At 58.7% G+C, this 17265-nt stretch carries 14 protein-coding genes; 5 read left to right on the top strand and 9 right to left on the bottom strand.

The annotated features are described in order from the left end of the window. Positions 1-46: 46 nt before the first annotated feature. The gene (locus ACP7D9_RS02915; RefSeq protein ID WP_101160513.1) at positions 47-862 is read right to left on the bottom strand and encodes a helix-turn-helix domain-containing protein; all 816 of its coding nucleotides are present in this window, start codon (positions 860-862) and stop codon (positions 47-49) included. 265 nt (positions 863-1127) lie between these two features. On the opposite strand from ACP7D9_RS02915, the gene ACP7D9_RS02910 reads away from it, so the two are divergent. Beyond that, entirely contained in the window at positions 1128-1400 is a 273-nt protein-coding gene (locus tag ACP7D9_RS02910) for a DUF1652 domain-containing protein (protein ID WP_101160516.1), read from the top strand. Positions 1401-1449: 49 nt separating this feature from the next. Here ACP7D9_RS02910 and ACP7D9_RS02905 read toward each other — a convergent pair whose 3' ends face one another. Further along, positions 1450-3924, bottom strand: a complete 2475-nt coding sequence (locus ACP7D9_RS02905) for a UvrD-helicase domain-containing protein (protein ID WP_426155560.1) — start codon at positions 3922-3924, stop codon at positions 1450-1452. Positions 3925-4181: 257 nt separating this feature from the next. On the opposite strand from ACP7D9_RS02905, the gene ACP7D9_RS02900 reads away from it, so the two are divergent. Then, positions 4182-4877 carry a pirin family protein gene (locus ACP7D9_RS02900; RefSeq protein WP_426155558.1) on the top strand — a complete coding sequence of 232 codons (696 nt, stop codon included), beginning with the start codon at positions 4182-4184 and terminating at the stop codon, positions 4875-4877. A 54-nt stretch (positions 4878-4931) separates the two neighbouring features. On the opposite strand, the gene pgm is transcribed toward ACP7D9_RS02900, so the two are convergent. From pgm to ACP7D9_RS02880, 4 genes are all read right to left on the bottom strand, one after another. Then, positions 4932-6578 carry a phosphoglucomutase (alpha-D-glucose-1,6-bisphosphate-dependent) gene (gene pgm, locus ACP7D9_RS02895; RefSeq protein WP_313001384.1) on the bottom strand — a complete coding sequence of 549 codons (1647 nt, stop codon included), beginning with the start codon at positions 6576-6578 and terminating at the stop codon, positions 4932-4934. A gap of 108 nt (positions 6579-6686) precedes the next feature. Then, on the bottom strand, positions 6687-8087 hold the full coding sequence (locus ACP7D9_RS02890) for an aminotransferase class I/II-fold pyridoxal phosphate-dependent enzyme (RefSeq protein WP_101160522.1): 1401 nt from the start codon (positions 8085-8087) through the stop codon (positions 6687-6689). 50 nt (positions 8088-8137) lie between these two features. Further along, on the bottom strand, positions 8138-9604 hold the full coding sequence (locus ACP7D9_RS02885) for a hypothetical protein (protein ID WP_426155556.1): 1467 nt from the start codon (positions 9602-9604) through the stop codon (positions 8138-8140). A 547-nt stretch (positions 9605-10151) separates the two neighbouring features. Further along, positions 10152-11174, bottom strand: a complete 1023-nt coding sequence (locus ACP7D9_RS02880; protein WP_101160407.1) for a zinc-dependent alcohol dehydrogenase family protein — start codon at positions 11172-11174, stop codon at positions 10152-10154. A gap of 270 nt (positions 11175-11444) precedes the next feature. Here ACP7D9_RS02880 and ACP7D9_RS02875 point away from each other — a divergent pair, with 270 nt between their 5' ends. Further along, positions 11445-12359: a LysR family transcriptional regulator gene (locus ACP7D9_RS02875; protein ID WP_101160410.1), complete on the top strand. Its 915-nt coding sequence runs from the start codon at positions 11445-11447 to the stop codon at positions 12357-12359. 18 nt (positions 12360-12377) lie between these two features. Here the strand turns inward: ACP7D9_RS02875 and ACP7D9_RS02870 are convergent, their stop codons facing one another. The 3 genes from ACP7D9_RS02870 to gcvA all read right to left on the bottom strand — a co-directional run bounded on the left by ACP7D9_RS02870 (position 12378) and on the right by gcvA (position 14975). Next, entirely contained in the window at positions 12378-13139 is a 762-nt protein-coding gene (locus ACP7D9_RS02870; protein WP_426155554.1) for an SDR family oxidoreductase, read from the bottom strand. A 27-nt stretch (positions 13140-13166) separates the two neighbouring features. Beyond that, complete coding sequence (locus tag ACP7D9_RS02865; protein ID WP_426155553.1) at positions 13167-13994, bottom strand: EamA family transporter; 828 nt, start codon at positions 13992-13994, stop codon at positions 13167-13169. 75 nt (positions 13995-14069) lie between these two features. After that, on the bottom strand, positions 14070-14975 hold the full coding sequence (gcvA, locus tag ACP7D9_RS02860; protein ID WP_426155551.1) for a transcriptional regulator GcvA: 906 nt from the start codon (positions 14973-14975) through the stop codon (positions 14070-14072). Positions 14976-15283: 308 nt separating this feature from the next. Between gcvA and ACP7D9_RS02855 the strand changes: the two genes are divergently transcribed. Both ACP7D9_RS02855 and mexE read left to right on the top strand, forming a co-directional pair. Then, positions 15284-15736 carry a DUF805 domain-containing protein gene (locus ACP7D9_RS02855; RefSeq protein WP_426155550.1) on the top strand — a complete coding sequence of 151 codons (453 nt, stop codon included), beginning with the start codon at positions 15284-15286 and terminating at the stop codon, positions 15734-15736. A gap of 270 nt (positions 15737-16006) precedes the next feature. Next, positions 16007-17260: a multidrug efflux RND transporter periplasmic adaptor subunit MexE gene (mexE, locus tag ACP7D9_RS02850; protein WP_426155548.1), complete on the top strand. Its 1254-nt coding sequence runs from the start codon at positions 16007-16009 to the stop codon at positions 17258-17260. The last annotated feature ends 5 nt before the right edge of the window (positions 17261-17265 follow it).

The following is a 17265-nucleotide window of genomic DNA, read 5'->3' as shown; positions in this document are numbered from 1 at the left end:
ACTCCGCCCTGAAAACCTTCGATGGCGTCGATCCTAGTGGTTGCCTTCAGTGGCTGTCTTGCGCGCGTGCCCGCAGAGAAATTTGTTTGGCGTAGGCCTTGGGTGATTGGCCGGTGTGCTCGCGAAAGCACTTGTAAAACGCCGACAGCGAGTTGAAGCCAGCGGCAAAGGCCAACTCGTCCACGCGCAACGGCGGCATGGCGCTGTTCAGCGCACGCAGCAAATGCTGCAGGCGCGCCTGATTGACGTAGCGATAGAAGCTCTGCCCGAGCACCTGGTTGAGCAAATAGGAAATCTGATTGCGGCTGTACCCGCACTCCTTTGCCACCCGTTGCAGGTCGAGTTCAGGATCGAGATACGGTTGCTGTTTTTCGAAATATTGCTGCAGGTCCTCAGCCATGAAACTCAGTTGCCGTGGCGACAGCCCCAGACGGCTGACCGCCGGGCGCTGATTCGGCGCTGTGCTGCCATCGGCTTGGGTGCGCACCAGCGAGGCGTACTCATTGACGCGCCAGATCAAGCCATCCTTGACGGTGATCGCTTCGCTGGAACGGAACGACACCAAGCCGTCGCCGCCGCGCAAGGTCACTTCGTACTGAATGAACGCCGTGTCGCCATCCACCCGAATACGATCGCAATGCTCGAGCAGTTCGTCGGATTCTCGCGGCATGCTTACGCGCACGTATTCGCGCAACTCATCCAGAGCAAGCACGCGGTTCTGAAAGAAATCGTTGTACCGGATATCGGCGTGATAAAGCGCCATGACGCTGTCCAGATCCCGGTGTTTCCAGCTCAGGTGATAGCGCATGACCGTGGCGGCCGTGGCCTGGGTCTGTTCTGGGCCGTCGTCATCGGCGTGCATAAGCGGCTCGGCGAAAAAGAACCGAGCTTGCCCAACTTCCTCTGCCGCTTCAATGAAAAATCCATAGTGGCATTTTGGCGATAATCGATGAGCCAGTGACTTACATCAAAAAATGCGAATCAATCGCTAAACGGACTGAAAAATCTCACAGTTTTTTCACACACGGATGCTACTTTTAAAGCTCAAGCACTGGTTGAGCCAATGAAGGCTCTTCCCACCTAACATGAGCAAAAGGAAGCGCTCGATGAAGCAGGCGGGCAACACCATGAACAAAGGGTTCAGCAAAGTCACCTTTCCCAACGCTTGCCAGCTGATGCGCTGGCATTTTCATCCCATGGGTTTCGAGGCGACGATGGATGCGCCGGGCAGCATGATTGCCCGTCTGTTCGATCGCGCCAGCGGCGAAACCATGATCGCCATCGCCGGCATTCCCTGCGCGACGGTGATGAACGCCGCGGATGTCGAGCGAATCATTGAAGCCATCGAGGATGAGCTGGAAGCTTTCACTCCTCCTGCATCGCTGAAGAACTACGCCTAACCTTATGATTTAAAAGAAGAAGCCCGCAGCGATGCGGGCTTTTTATTGCTCAGGCAATGGTCTTTTCCATCCGGTGATCGACGAAGAATGGCTTGTCCTTCGCAACTCGGTCTGACGCTCGCGGCATGTTCACCGCCTGGGCCTCCTGCGGTTCGACGTACCAGTAACAATGGCTGACGGCCCGAGTGATGCCCACGTAGGCCAGACGCAGGATTTCGTCCTTTTGCGCAGTGTCGTACGGCTCGCTGTCGCCATGTTTACCCAGCCCGGCCATGCGGTAGACCTGATTTTTGTACGGCGAGCTGGTCAGGTGCTGACAATCGCCAAGCAGAAACACCGCATCGGCCTGCAAGCCTTTGGCGCTGTGATAGGTCAGTTGTTTCAGCCGCCGAGCTTCATGCGGCAAGCTCGAATCTACATTAAGAACAGGCGCAATGTGCTTTTCAATCAATAACTTATCGCTGCTTTTTCGATACAGCATCAGGATTGAATCACCCCGCCGGTAATGCTCGGCCAGTTGCTGACCCAGCGCTTCATCGTCACGCTCAAGCACGTTGACTGGCTGCAGCGATTTAGGCTCGCCACTCGCCTTGGCCTTCTTGCCCGCGATCGCTGGCGCTGCGCGGACAATGTGTTCGGCGGCGTCGATGATGTGCTGGTGGCTGCGGTAGTTGTCACTGAGCATGACCCGCGTGGTGCTCGGCGAAGGGAATTGCTTGTTGAACTCCATGAAGTAGCTTGGCGAACTGCCGCGCCAGCCGTAAATCGATTGCCAGTCATCGCCAACGCACAACAGCGACGACCGTTGCGCTCCTCGGCCGATGTGCATGGCCGGGCCACGGCTGCGGATTTCATTGAGGCTGGCACGAATCCACGAAACGATCTGCGGCGATACGTCCTGGAATTCGTCGATCATCAAATGTGCCATCGGCCGCAGCAACTCATCGCTGAGCAGCTTGAGGTTTTCCGGCGAGTGTTCACTGAACAGCGCGAACATACGGTTGTAAGTCATCACTGGCGGTTTCTGATCCAGCAAGTGATCCTCAAATGCGCGCCAGAACAGGCTCAGAGCCTCGAAGAAAAAGCGATCGGGATCGTCCTTGGCGAAGCTCATCCGACTGACCGCGTCCGGCACATCCAGACCGAGGTTTTCGATGAAGCCTGCGGCACTGACGAAACAATCCAGCAGCGGTGCTGATGCCAGCTCGCCCTTGACCTTGTAATCGAAGCCGGGGCCGGCGCTGGCATCACCGGCCAATGTCGCCAGAACACGCTTGGATGACTCATAAGTATCAAGCCATATCAACGGCTTACGGCAGAAAGCTTGAAACAGGGTGCGCTTGACCGCCCATTCCGCGCGGACACTCAGCTTGGCATTGGCTCGACTTAGCTGGGCGTTTTCCCTGGGATCAAACCCCAACACCACCCAGGCATCGAGGCTGGGAATATAGCCGTGAGCGTGGAAGTTCGACCCATTGATTTCGAAGGTCTGACGATTGGGCTCGATGCCTTTGATGGGCCACGCTTTGGCGCGAATCCACAGGTCCTCGATGACGTCGCACAGTTCTTCATCGCGCTTGGCCGCCAGTTCCGTGACCGCCATGCGCTTCTGCACATCGGGATGATCGCGCTCCAACTCCTTCAACTGCAGCCCGGCGCGGGACAATGGCTGAATCAACTGACGGAAACGCTCATCGTCGTTGAACAAGCGGTGATAACAAGCGTTCAGTTGCTGTCGCTGCGCATCATTGATGCGCAGGTCAAACGGATTGCTGTCGACCGCCTCTGCGCCGCTTTGCGGGCGATCGCTGAGGTTCTCGAAGGCCTGCAAGCGCTCGAAACCCGGCAGGCTGCGGACCATCGGCAGAATGCGCGAGTGAAATGTTCGCACCAGTTCCCGGGCCTGCTTGAGGTTCAGCGACTGCCCCCACAGCGTGAAGATTTCGATGAGCTTGCTGATGAAGTCCTTGCGCGATTCGCGGGTGAAGGTCACCACGGTCATTGAATCCAGCTCAAAACCCAGATAATGGCTGAGCAATAGAATGCGCAGCACCAACGTAGTCGACTTCCCGGCCCCGGCGCCCGCCACCACCGAGGTGGACGGCGTCTCGCTGAAGATCATTTTCCACTGCGCAGCGCTGGGCTGAGCGTGAGCCGGGAGCAAACGGGCGACGTCAGCCTTGATGCGTTTTTTCAATTCCGCCGTCAGTGGCAGACGCCAGTCATCGAACAGGTTGTTATCGACACTGGGCGGACGATGCTCGGTGTTGCGGCTGTCGCGAATCAGCAGAACCTGGCGGCCCTCTTCCAGCCCCTCGAGTTTGCCTTCCTTGAAGCCGTATTCGACACCGGCGGTGTGTCCGCTGCGAAACCCGTCGGCTTGCCCGTGCAGCCACGACGCCCGGTGCTGGGCGCGTAGTTTTGTCAGGCCGTGACCGAAGAATCGCGCGGCCAGACGCTTGAACCATGGCATCTCGGCCAGTGGGCTAAGTTCAGGAGGAAGATCGGGGGTGTGTTGCGCCACGCTGACGGACTCCAGGTGAGAGGCTGTGGCGGCTATGGTGTCTGGATTTACCGTTCAGTTCTAGCGAAATGCTTACAGGTCATCGGTTTAGGCGACGAATTGAAAGTCGGATGAAATGATCCCGAGGCAAGATTCCATCTAATTCTCTGATCCTGATGCGGCAGTTTTTGCGCTTTTTATCGATGATTGTTTGATAGATGATCGCCGTCATCAACCACGGGGCCCGTTCCCTGACGAACCTTATCGAGGAGACGATCATGCTTGAACTCAGACCCTTCAGCTCGCTGGGCGGCGCTCATCATGGCTGGCTGGACGCGCATCACCACTTTTCGTTTGCCGAATACTACGACCCGCAACGGATGAGCTGGGGCAATCTGCGTGTGTGGAACGATGACATCATCGCCGCAGGCACCGGTTTCCCTCAGCATCCGCACCGCGACATGGAAATCATCACTTATGTGCGTGAAGGCGCAATCACGCACCAGGACAACCTCGGCAACAAGGGCCGTACCGAAGCCGGCGATGTGCAGGTAATGAGCGCTGGCACTGGCATCGCCCACAGCGAGTACAACCTGGAGGACAAGGAAACCAGGATCTTCCAGATCTGGATTCTGCCGACGGAAACCGGTGCGCCGCCGTCGTGGGGAGCCAAGCCATTTCCAAAAGGTGAGCGCGAAGGGTTTGTAACCTTGGCCAGCGGCAAGGACGGCGACGACGAAAGTCTGCGCATTCGCGCCAATGCACGTCTGGTCGCTGCCAACATCAAGGCCGGTGAAACCGCTGAATACCGGCTTGACGAAGGGCGTCGCGCTTATCTGGTACCGGCTACCGGCGTGATCGAAGTCAATGGCTTGCGTGCCCATGCGCGTGACGGTGTGGCGGTCGCGCACGAGCAAGTGCTGACGGTCAGGGCGCTCGAAGACAGCGAGATCGTATTGGTCGACCTGGCCTGATCCGCAGGCAGCAAAAAAGGGCAACCATCACGGTTGCCCTTTTTCATGTGCGCCTCACTTGCTGGAAATAGCGCCATCTACCAGCGTTTGCGCTTCGGCCACCAATTGCTTGAGGTGGTCGTCGCCGAGGAAGCTTTCTGCGTAGATCTTGTAAATGTCTTCAGTGCCCGAAGGACGCGCAGCGAACCAGCCGTTTTCGGTCATGACTTTCAGACCGCCAATCGCCTGATCGTTGCCCGGTGCGTGGCTGAGAATGCTCTGGATCTTCTCGCCAGCCAGTTCGGTCGAGGTAACCTGCTGCGGCGACAGTTTGCTCAGCAATGCCTTCTGCTCCGGGTTGGCCTTGGCATCAACGCGCACCGAGAACGGTTCGCCCAGTTCGTCGGTGAGTGCGCGGTAGGCCTGGCTTGGATCGCGCCCGGTGCGCGCCGTCATTTCTGCAGCAAGCAGGGCTGGGATCAGACCGTCCTTGTCGGTGCTCCAGACGCCGCCATCCTTGCGCAGGAACGAAGCGCCGGCACTCTCTTCGCCGCCAAAACCCAGCGAACCATCGAACAGACCGTCGGCAAACCATTTGAAGCCGACCGGCACTTCGTACAGGCGACGGCCCAGGCGCTTGGCCACGCGATCGATCAGGCCACTGCTGACCACGGTTTTACCGACGGCGGCATCGGCGCGCCACTGCGGACGGTTCTGAAACAGGTAATCAATCGCCACCGCCAGATAATTGTTCGGCGCGAGCAAACCACCGGACGGTGTAACAATGCCGTGGCGGTCATGATCCGGGTCGCAGGCAAACGCCACGTCGAAACGTTCTTTCAGACCGATCAGGCCCTGCATCGCATGGCTGGACGATGGGTCCATGCGGATCTGGCCGTCCCAGTCGACGGTCATGAAACGGAAGGTCGAGTCGACCTGTTTATTCACCACGTCCAGATCGAGACGGTAGTGCTCGGCAATGGCGGACCAGTAGCGCACCCCTGCTCCGCCCAGCGGATCGACACCCAGACGCAACTTGGCGTCGCGGATCGCATCGAAGTCGATAACGTTGATCAGGTCGGCGACGTAGGTGTTGAGGTAATCGTGGCGATGGGTCGTGCTGGCCTTGAGCGCTTGCTCGTAGCTGATGCGTTTGACCCCGGCCAGTTTGTTCGCCAGCAGTTCATTGGCCTTGGCTTCGATCCACTTGGTGATGTGGGTATCGGCCGGGCCGCCGTTGGTTGGGTTGTATTTGTAGCCACCGCTTTGCGGCGGGTTGTGCGACGGGGTGATGACGATACCGTCGGCCAGACCGGAGGTACGGCCGCGGTTGTAGCAAAGAATGGCGTGGGAAATTGCCGGGGTCGGCGTGTACTCATCGCCTTCGGCGATCATCACCGTGACACCGTTGGCGGCGAGCACTTCCAGTGCGCTGGCGCCGGCCGGGGTCGACAGTGCGTGGGTGTCGATACCGACAAACAGTGGCCCGGTAATGCCTTGAGCTTCGCGATACAGGCAAATCGCCTGGCTGATGGCCAGAACGTGCCATTCGTTGAAACTCGAATCGAAGGAGCTGCCACGGTGGCCGGAGGTGCCGAACGCCACTCGCTGGGTAGAAATAGATGCATCAGGCTGGCCGGTGTAATAGGCCGTAACCAGTCGCGGGATATCGACCAACAGTTCTGCCGGTGCCGGTTTGCCCGCAAAAGGACTGAGTGTCATGCAAAAACCTCTGAAATCGGAGTGGTTCAGGAAATGCTGTGCAGTTTACTGGCAGTTTGACCACTGTGCGACGGGATGTATCCAAACCTCGCCCGATGTTTTTTAACGTTATGGATCGGGCGACAGGCGCAAGGCATCGCCGAGCAAGCAGATGACACTCGCCAAATCCCGTTCGCCATGGCTCAACGCACTCAACCGCAGGTGGTCAGCGTGTAAGCCCTGCAGGCTGAACAGCTCGCCCGGTGCCACGATGATTTGTTGCCTGAGCAATCGTTGGAACACATTTGCCATGTCGACCGGGCGCAACGAACGCACCCACACCGTCGCCCCGCCCTGCGGCTCGACAATCTGCAAGGTATCGCCCAAACGCTCGCGCAACACTTGAATCAACAAGGTCCGACGTTCGCAGAGCATGCGCCGCAGCACAGGAAGATGCTGATCAAGCCGCCCGCCACTCAACAATCGGGCAATCGCCTTCTGCCGGATTGGCGACAAGCGAAACGCGCGTAACAGAAAATGACGTTGCAGCTCCTGACGCCAATGTCGCGACAGTACAAAACCGAAGGGCGCTTCTGTGCCGATGAACTTCTCGAAAGTGGAAAACACCAGCAGCCGTCGCGGATCCAGCCAGTGCCGCAGGCGCTGGTTATCACAGCGCTCATCAAGCTCGCTGTAACAGTCATTCTCCAGCACCCAGATGCCATATCGATCCAGCATTTGCGCAATGGCCTGCTGATGCTCATGGGTGAAACCGGTGCCTTGGGGTGTGCTCAACACCGAAGACAACAGGATCAAGCGCACCGACTCCCGCTCCAGCAGCGACTCGAGCAAGCGGAGATTGAGCTCGCCTTCCACCAGTGCAGGCCACTCGATCACACGCACTCCGCAAGACTCGAGCAGGCGCAATATCACCCAGTCACAGGGTGATTCAACAATGACGGCGGATTGACGCAACTCCAGTACCGAAATCAGGATCTCCAGCACTCCCCGCAGGTCGGCTCCGATGTAGACGTCATCGGCATGCCAGAAATGCTCCGTCGAGCAGGTGTATCGCGCAGCCAGGGCAACTCGCAATTCCAGCTCACCGCAAGGCTGTATGAAGGATTGAAGCTGACGAGGGTATTGACGCAGGAGCTCGCGCTCCAACGTTAACAGAGGACTGTCCAGCGGTTGCAGCGAAGCCGGGTCGTCGTCGCTCAAAACGCACATTCCGGGACGCCTGGCGTTGACGTAAACGCTTTCCAGCAGATCTCTGCCGTTGCCCGGGGTATCGATGCCTGGCAGCACCTGCGCGTAATACCCCGACTTGGCTATCGAATAGACCCGCCCTTCTTTCTCCAGTAATGAATAGGCGTACTGCACTGTCGAGATCGACACATCCAGCCGGTCGGCCAGTTGGCGTAACGAAGGCAGACGTACCGCCGTGCTACCGCCGGCGTCATCAATCAGTGTTGTCAGATATCGATAGACCGCCTGATAAACAAAGTCGTTGTCCCGTGCGCCCTTCACGCCCTCTTTTGCACAGGCATTTGTTTCGCGCCCCAGGCTTCGGTTCACCGTCAGCGTTCCGTCGACCGCTCGAATGGCGAGGCTGAAACCACCTCATCCAGGCCCGCATTCTGCGAGGCGAATTCTGCGGGCGCGTGAACCTGCACAGGACCCATGGCATAGAGGCGGATGATCATCCCGACGGGCAAACCACTGACTTCCGTTATCCATTTCACCACCTGTTCAGGGGCGTGCAGGCCTTGCATGGCACGGTGCAGATCGGGCATTGCCACCAACATCCCGGGGTGACAGTTGCGCAGAAACCGCTCAAGTCCTCTGCCGTTGTCAATAAACGGTGCGAACAGCAGGCACGTCAATTGCGTTTCGTTCAGAGCGAAACCATGCAAGAGATAATCCTGTGCCAGTAAACGCAGCGGCTCTGGCCCCCCGAGACTGTCGAAGCTGCCCATCAAATGTTCGCAGACGGACTGCGCAGCTTCTTTTCGATGCAGGTCGGCCAGCGTCCTGTGCAAATAGTCGTCGACACCCGCTTCATAGGTTCGTCCCTCGATGAACCGGGCGTGCATACCGCGCACGTGTGCGGAAATCAGCGGATCGGCAAATAGCACTTCACCTTGATACAGCGTCAGTTCGTCAGGCTCGAAACCCAGAAATTCACCCAGCAGCGGCCAGCGATCCTCAAGCTTGCCGACCATCATGTCGTTCACATCGATGAAGCTGGTGCGCCGGCAGGCTTCGAATTCGCCTGCGGGGCGCCAGACGACACGGTCATCATCGCGACGCAGCTCGCGATAGAAATCGTCGCCGAGCCCGTCAAGCAGGGGGAACAGCGCCTCGAATCCGCACGGGACAGGTTCGGGACCCGCGATTGCCACCCTCTGCATCGCGCGGTTCAGACCCTCGAGAAAATGCCGCTGGCTGCTTCGCGATTCAGTGCTGATCATGGCGTCGACACCATTGCTCCAGCGAGCGATGTGGCTGTAATACTCGGCAGTGGCCAGATAGGCGTCATCCCATAATTCGGGTGTTTCGATCCAGGTACGACAGTGCCCGACAAGCAGCAGGTTGACACGATTGCTTTCATGCCCCTGCGCACTGACCGGCGTGCGATGGTCGAACGCAAGCACCTCGCGGTTATCGACCATCAGCAGTTCGACGCGAGGATCGTCGTAGAGAAACAGTGCGCTGTAGCTTCGATGCAGGTTTTGCTGGGTGGTCGGGCCATTGCCATTCCAGCGCAAGGTGGCCACGCGCAGCTGAAATGTGGCTGGCGCCCGGCCCGCGATGGTCAACTGAGCAGCTCGTAGCAAGGCCAGCGTATAGCAGCTGTCACGGGAGCCGGACTGATTGACCAGAACCTTGAACTGACCGATGTTCTCCATGCCGCCGGCAGCCACGACAAGGCGCTGGATCAACAGCTGCAAGGCCGTGCGCTCTGCCCGTGAAAAGAAGCCCAGCAAACGTTGCAAGACTTGCTGGTAAACGTAGTTCATTGCCTGATCGTGGATCGTGCTCATCGGAATATACCCGGTATAGAAAGTTTCATGCCGCACGCACTGAACAGTGGGTCCGCGACAATTGGATCAATAAGTAATAGACGCTGAAATGCTAACACTTACAAAGTTGTAGTTATTTGAAACACTTGATCTGAGAAAATCGCAAAAGACGCCGACCTGCATGCTCAAACACCCGTATTCATTGGATATTTTCGGTCGAAAAATAGTCTGAGGAAACTTCTTACAGCGTCCCACGACATTTCATTACAAGAAAAGAAGAAGTAACTTCCGAATCGCCCTACAGCAAATAAACAGAAAATTACGAAGTCAGCCGGGCCAGCCGTTTGATATTGCCCTGAATAAATTGAACGCACAGCCATAGCTCATTCCTTGAGATGAAAGTAATCATTCAATTATCAGCGCTTATAGTGTGATTAGAAGATACAGATCGAGAGCAAAAACCAGTTCAGTTGCTGAAATGGTCAGCGCTTCGGTGACGGACAGGATCAGTTCCGGAACGGAATATAAACAAAAGAGTCCGTGGGGCCACGGACTCTGTTTAGCGGATTTACGCGGGTTCGACCTGCAGTGCGACCCGCTCGCGGCATGGGCATTCGTCCATGTAGCGGTGTGCTTCGACGAACTCGTTGAAGGCAAATACACGCGTTTTCAGCGGCAGCAGCACGCGGTCAGCGGTCAACTGGTTGATGTCACGCAACGCGCGTTGCAGCGCGACATGGTCCTGAACAATACCCAGTTCCGGCTTACCGGTGAAATTGCCAATGCAGTGCACAAAGAACTGAATGTTCTTCTGGAACGCTGCGCACGCCGGAAACGGTGTCTGATTACCGCCCTGCAGTCCGTACAGAACCAGACTGCCGCGTGGCGCCAGCACATCGCCGAGCAACGACATCTGCGGACCGCCGAGGCCATCAAACACAACGTCGACGCCGCGGTTGTCGGTGATCTTGTTGATACGCATCAACAAATCTTCCTCTTCGGTGACGATGACCTTCTCAGCACCGAGGGACAGCAGGTACTCGCGCTCCTCCGCCGACTTGGTCGCTGCAATCACTCGCACACCGAGCGCTTTACCGAGTTGGACGAACGAGGGGCCGGCGCAGTGGCTGGCATCAGTGACCAGCGCAAATTGTCCTGGTTTGACCCGCGCCAGATCGGCATAAGCGAAGTAGGCGATCAACAGCGGCGTGTAATGCACGCTGGCTTCGATCGGGCTGAGCACATCCGGGTAGCGGGTCAGTGCCGTGCGCGGCAAGACGATCGACTCGCCGTAGACCGGATAATCGTTCGGGCTTTCAGCCGGGAAACTGGCGACTTTGTCACCGACGGACAGGTCTTCAACGTCGGCACCCACCGCCGTGACCACGCCAGCCATTTCATGACCAAGACCCGAAGGCAGACGGGCCTGGGATGACGCCAGATTCTGACGCCACAGGGTGTCGTACCAACTGATGCCGATTGCCTCGACACGCACCTGCACTTCGCCAGGACCTGGCTGAGCAGCCGCATGCTCTTCGCATTTGAGCACCTCGGCCGGACCAAACTTGTGAAAACGGATCGTGCGGGACATCGCAAACCTCGTCAAAGTAACCTCTAATGCCATGAACTCTATCTGGGCTTTCGACCCAAGACCATCAGTGGCTATTAATAGTCGACATGCCTGTCATTGATTCCGCAGCAGGGGCGGCATTGGCAAAAACCAGCAAAAAAGCGCTGCAGCCGTCTCGTAAAAGCTGAATTTTCCGGTGCAGAGTACCAGCCTTTCCCCGTAAGATTCATGCCGGCCATTGTTCTCATATGGCCGCTCTCGTCAAGCTTGATGACTCTGCCAGGACTCCAGATGAATCGTAATGACCTGCGTCGTGTCGACCTGAACCTGCTGATCGTGTTTGAAACATTGATGCACGAACGCAGTGTGACTCGGGCCGCGGAAAAATTGTTCCTCGGCCAACCGGCTATCAGCGCCGCGTTATCGCGCCTGCGCAGCCTGTTTGACGATCCGCTGTTTGTCCGCACCGGCCGCAGCATGGAACCGTCCGCTCGCGCGGTGGAAATCTTCGCGCTGCTCTCACCTGCACTTGATTCGATCTCAACGGCTGTCAGTCGTGCCGCCGATTTCGATCCGGCGACCAGCACGTCGGTGTTCCGCATCGGTTTATCCGACGACGTCGAATTCGCCCTGCTGCCGATGCTGCTCAAACGCCTGCGCGCCGAATCACCGGGCATCGTCCTTGTCGTGCGGCGGGTCAACTACATACTGATGCCGGGCCTGCTGGCTTCCGGCGAGATTTCGATTGGCGTCAGCTACACCACCGATCTGCCGGCTAACGCCAAGCGCAAGGTTCTGCGCCGCAGCGCACCGAAGCTGCTACGTGCCGACACTGTGCCGGGGCCGCTGAGCCTGGACGACTACTGCGCCCGACCGCACGCGCTGGTGTCGTTCGCTGGCGATCTCAGTGGTTTCGTCGATGAAGAACTGGAGAAACTCGGACGCAAACGGCACGTGGTGCTGGCTGTTCCGCAGTTCAACGGACTGGGAACGTTGCTGGCGGGCACCGATATCGTCGCCACCGTGCCGGATTACACGGCGGACGCACTGACAGCGGCTGGTGGTCTGCGCGCTGAGGATCCACCGTTGCCGACGCGCACTTTTGAATTGCACATGGCCTGGCGCGGTTCGCAGGACAACGACCCAGGTGAGCGTTGGTTGCGGTCGCGGATCCAGATGTTCTTCGGCGATCCGGATAGCCTGTAGCCCGTCCCTCTACCCGAGCTACTTGCCACCGGTCACATCCAGAAATGTACCGGTGACAAACGAGGCTTCCGCGCTGGCCAGCCACAGGATAGCCCGCGCCACCTCCTCCGGCTGGCCGCCCCGCCCCATCGGGATGGAGTCCTTCACGCGATCAACCCGCCCCGGCTCCCCGCCGCTGGCGTGCATGTCCGTGTAGATGTGCCCGGGACGAATGCAGTTGACCCGAATCCCCTCCCGCGCCACTTCCTTGGCGAAGCCGATGGTGAAGGTTTCCAGCGCGCCTTTCGACGCTGCGTAATCGACATATTCATTCGGGCTGCCCAAGCGCGCCGAAGCAGACGACACATTGATCACCACGCCACCCGCTCCGCCGTGGCGCGGGGACATGCGCTTCACCGCCTGCTGCGCACACAGAATCGGCCCCAGAGCATTGACCGCGAAGATCCGCTGCATGCGTTCGAAGCCGAGGTCTTCCATGCGTGACTGCTGCGCCAGCACGCCAGCGTTATTGACCAAAACGTCGATGCGCCCGAATGAACGATCAATCGCCGAGAACAGCTCAATGACCTGCTCGGGCTCGGCGCTGTCGGCTCGCACCGCAAGCCCCTTGCGCCCCAGCGCTTCGACTTCGGCCACCACCGCCAGCGCGGCGGACTCACTGGCAACATAGCTGATCGCGACGTCGTAACCTTGTGCAGCAGCGAGTCTGGCAGTGGCGGCGCCCACTCCGCGACTGCCGCCGGTGATCAGAATCAGCGGGGCCTGCGAGACTTTATCCATGAGACGTGCTCCCGGGTTTGGGCTGTATCAGCCGATGATGATGGCGCCACTGGCGATGACCACACACGCCAGCATCCGGCGGACAGTGAGTCTTTCGCCGAGGAACAGGGAGCCGAGCAGCGCCGCGAACAACACGCTGGTTTCGCGCAGGGCCGACACCGCGCCCAGCGGCGCCTCGTTCATGGCGTAGATCACGATTGCGTAGGCCAGCAAGGACACCAGTCCGCCGATCACAGCGGTGAACATTCCTGGCCGAACGGAAAACAGACTGCGGGCATCGCGCAGGCCGATATAGACCGCTGGCATCAACATCCCCCACAGGGCGCTCATCCACACTGTGTAAGCGAGCGGCGCGCCGGAAAGCCTGGCGCCGATGCCGTCGACGACGCTGTAGGCGGCGATGAAACAACCGGTGCCCAACGCGTAAGGCAGGCTCGGCACCGACAGGCTGCGCCCCGGGAATGCCAACGAAATAATGCCCCCGGACACCAGACCGATGCCGAGCAGCTCGCTCGCAGTGATCGTTTCACCGACGAACAGCGCGGCACCAAGTGCGATCAGCGCCGGCGACGAGCCGCGGGAAATCGGATAAATCTGCCCAAGGTCACCGATTCGATAGCTGCGCACCAGAAACAGGTTGTAGCCAACATGCAGCAGTGCCGACAGCAGCGCATAACCCCAGCTTTGTGCTGCAGGCGGGGCCATGAAAACGGCGGCGACGGCGCAAACCATGGCGATGGCAACGCACATTATCGTCATCGACCAGAGCCGATCGGCACCGCCGCGCAACATCGCGTTCCAGCTGGCGTGCAGGAGCGCGGCGAACAGGACGAGGAATACGAGGTGCAAAGGCATGCCGCATTCTAGGCATCCGCAGCATTCGCGTTACAGAGAAGTCTCCTCATCGCCTCATGAGCAATACCTCATGGCTCAATACTGTGCGCTCTGCACCTTGCACGCCTCACCCAGCAACCATTGGCGAAATCTGAGGATGTGCGCCTGCGCTTCGATGCCTTTGGGGCAAACGAAATAATAGGCAAGCGGCGACTGGAACGGCACATCGAACAGCCTTACCAGCCGGCCGTCGCCGATTTCATTTTCGACGTGCCCGCTGCGCACCAGCGCCACCCCCTGCCCGAGCAACGCGGCTTCCACCGTCATGTTGGTGTCGCCAAACCTGACGCTCTCGCGCAGCGGTAAAAACTCCAGCCCGACTGACTGAAACCACACTTCCCATTTCGGCGCCAGCTCGGCGCCGTCGCGAATAAGTAACGGCATTTGCAGCAATTCGGCGGGACTGCCCGGCATGCCGACGCGCTGCAGCAGTTCGGGACTGGCCACGGGGAACACCTGCTCGCCGAACAGGAACTCCGAGTACAGGCCAGGGTAATTGCCCTTGCCCAAACGGATCGCGACATCAGCGTCGCCGCTGGCGAAATGGATCACCTTGTCCGTGGTATCGAACGATACCAACAATTCAGGGTGCTGGCGCGACAGACCAGGCAAGCGTGGCAGCAACCACTTCAAAGCAAACGAATAAGTGGTGCTGACGCTCAGCCGAACCCTGCCTTTTTGTTCGCGCAGATCCTGCAGCGTCGCCTCAAGGCTGGTGAAAAACTCACGTACGATCGGCGCCAGCGCAGCCCCGGCGGCTGTAAGGCGCAACGCTTTGCCGCGCTCGAACAATGGCAATCCCCAAAGATCTTCAAGGTGCCGGAGCTGATGACTGACTGCGCTCTGGGTCACATGCAGTTCCTGCGCGGCAGCAGTGAACGTCGGGTGTCGAGTGGCCACTTCAAAAGCGCGCAATGTGGCGGTCGGGGGCAGGTCTCGCATATAGGAAAGGTCCGGCGGGGCTGAAGGTCATGGCATGAATTACCGCTCATGTTAGAGCCAAATCCTTTTGCACGCTTCTTGCCCGAAGTGGATTTGGCAATGATCGGGTTTTGCTTCAGCAGCACACCCACACATCGAAAGTCGAGAGCCGATGACAAAACCCATGTTAACGATTAGATTACGCCGCCCCGCCAATGGAGAGTCGGGCGTTCAGTCTCCTGCTCTCTTTTGCGGACGTCTGCACCAACGGAAACACTCGGGAAGCATCTGCCCCGTCTTTCGACTGATCAATTTTTAGGGAAAAAAACATGAGCCTGGTTTTCTGCCGTGGTTGCGCCAAGGAAATAAGTACGCTGGCGCTGGCATGCCCACAGTGCGGCGCACCCCAAGCGCCACTGCATTCCATTGCCAATGGCCCCGTCATGGCGAGCGGCAACCCGTACGTGGAAGCACTGAAGAAATATGCCGTGTTCACCGGACGCGCCACGCGCCGTGAATACTGGATGTTCTTTCTGATCAACATGGGCATCGCAATTGCCATCAGCATTGTGGACGGTCTTCTCAAAACCGGTGGTGCCCTGCAAAGCCTGTACAACCTGGCAATGCTGTTGCCGAGTCTTGCTGTTGGCGTACGGCGCATGCACGACACTGACCGCAGCGGCTGGTGGATTCTGCTGCCCATCGTCAACATTGTGTTTCTGGCGCAAGACAGCCAACCCGGCCCCAATCGGTTCGGTGCCAACCGCAAAGGCTTCAACTGATCAATCGCCGCCATCGCGGATCGAAACGGCCTTCATGGCCGTTTTTTTGTGCGGAACGCATTAACAGCTGCGCTGGATCGTTGCGGTTAAAGCAACAAACTTTTGCCAGCAAGCCAATTGATAGCCACCTAACGAAAGGCGCATGCTAGAGGGCTGCCTCGGCGCTTATATCATTCCGAATGATAGTTACCTTTGCTTCATTCGATTCGTGCCATCACACCCGCGCCGAGCATCATCCGCCCATCTTCAATACTTCGGCGGATTGCATCCATGGAACAATCACTCAAACATTTGCGCTTCCCGTTGGCCATGCTGGCCGTACTGGTGATGAGCGCCTGCGGCAAAACTTCGGAGACTGCCGGCGCCCCGCCCGCTGCCAAAGTCAGCGTAGCCAAGGTGCTGGAACAACCGGTCAACGAGTGGGACGAATTTACCGGGCGCCTCGAAGCGCCGGAAACCGTTGAAATCCGTCCACGGGTTTCAGGCCAGATCGATCAGGTCGCATTCACCGAAGGCGCACTGGTCAAGAAAGGTGACCTGCTGTTCCAGATCGACCCGCGTCCGTTCCAGGCCGAGGTACGCCGCCTCGAAGCTCTGGTCGCGCAAGCCCGCGCTACCGCCACTCGCAGTGAAAACGAAGCCGCTCGCGGTGAACGTCTGCGCACCAGCAACGCCATTTCCGCTGAATTGGCCGACTCGCGCACCAGCGCTGCCCAAGAGGCCCGCGCCGCCGTCGGTGCTCTGCAGGCACAACTGGATCTGGCGAAACTGAACCTGAGCTTTACTCGCGTCACTGCACCGATCAGTGGCCGCGTCAGCCGCGCCGAAATCACTGCCGGCAACCTGGTGACCGCCGACACCACCGCGCTGACCAGCGTCGTGTCCACCGACAAGGTCTACGCCTACTTCGACGCCGACGAGCGTGTATTCCTCAAGTACACCCAACTGGCCCGCAACGGTCAGCGCGGCGCAACCACGCCGGTGTACATGGGCCTGTCCAACGAAGATGGCAACCCGCACCTGGGTCAGATGAACTTCGTCGACAACCAGGTCAATCCGAAAACCGGCACCATCCGTGGCCGCGCCGTGTTCGACAACACTGACGGCACCTACACCCCAGGCTTGTACGCACGGTTGAAACTGGTTGGCAGCGGCACCTACAACGCCATGCTGATCAATGACGAAGCCGTCGGTACTGACCTGGGCAAGAAGTTCGTGCTGGTCATGGATGGCGACAACAAAACCGCCTACCGCGCCGTTGAACTCGGCCCGAAAATCGAAGGGCTGCGCATCGTCCGCACCGGTCTGCAAAAGGACGACACCATCATCGTCAAAGGCTTGCAACGGGTTCGTCCCGGCTCACCGGTCACCCCCGAAGTGATTCCGATGGCCAGCGAGCAGACCCTCGCCGCCCTCGCTCAACAACGTCAAGCGCTTGAAGCCAGCAACCTGCCCAAAGTTGCCCCTGCCAAGGGCGCATCGGGTTCGGCTGCGAAGCTGGCCGCTACGACCCCACGCGGTTAAGGGAC

The organism is Pseudomonas sp. TSRC2-2 (assembly GCF_049897785.1).
In the GTDB taxonomy this organism is placed as follows: domain Bacteria; phylum Pseudomonadota; class Gammaproteobacteria; order Pseudomonadales; family Pseudomonadaceae; genus Aquipseudomonas.
The sequence above is the reverse complement of the archived record's forward strand: the minus strand, read 5'-3'. Positions and strand labels throughout refer to the sequence as shown.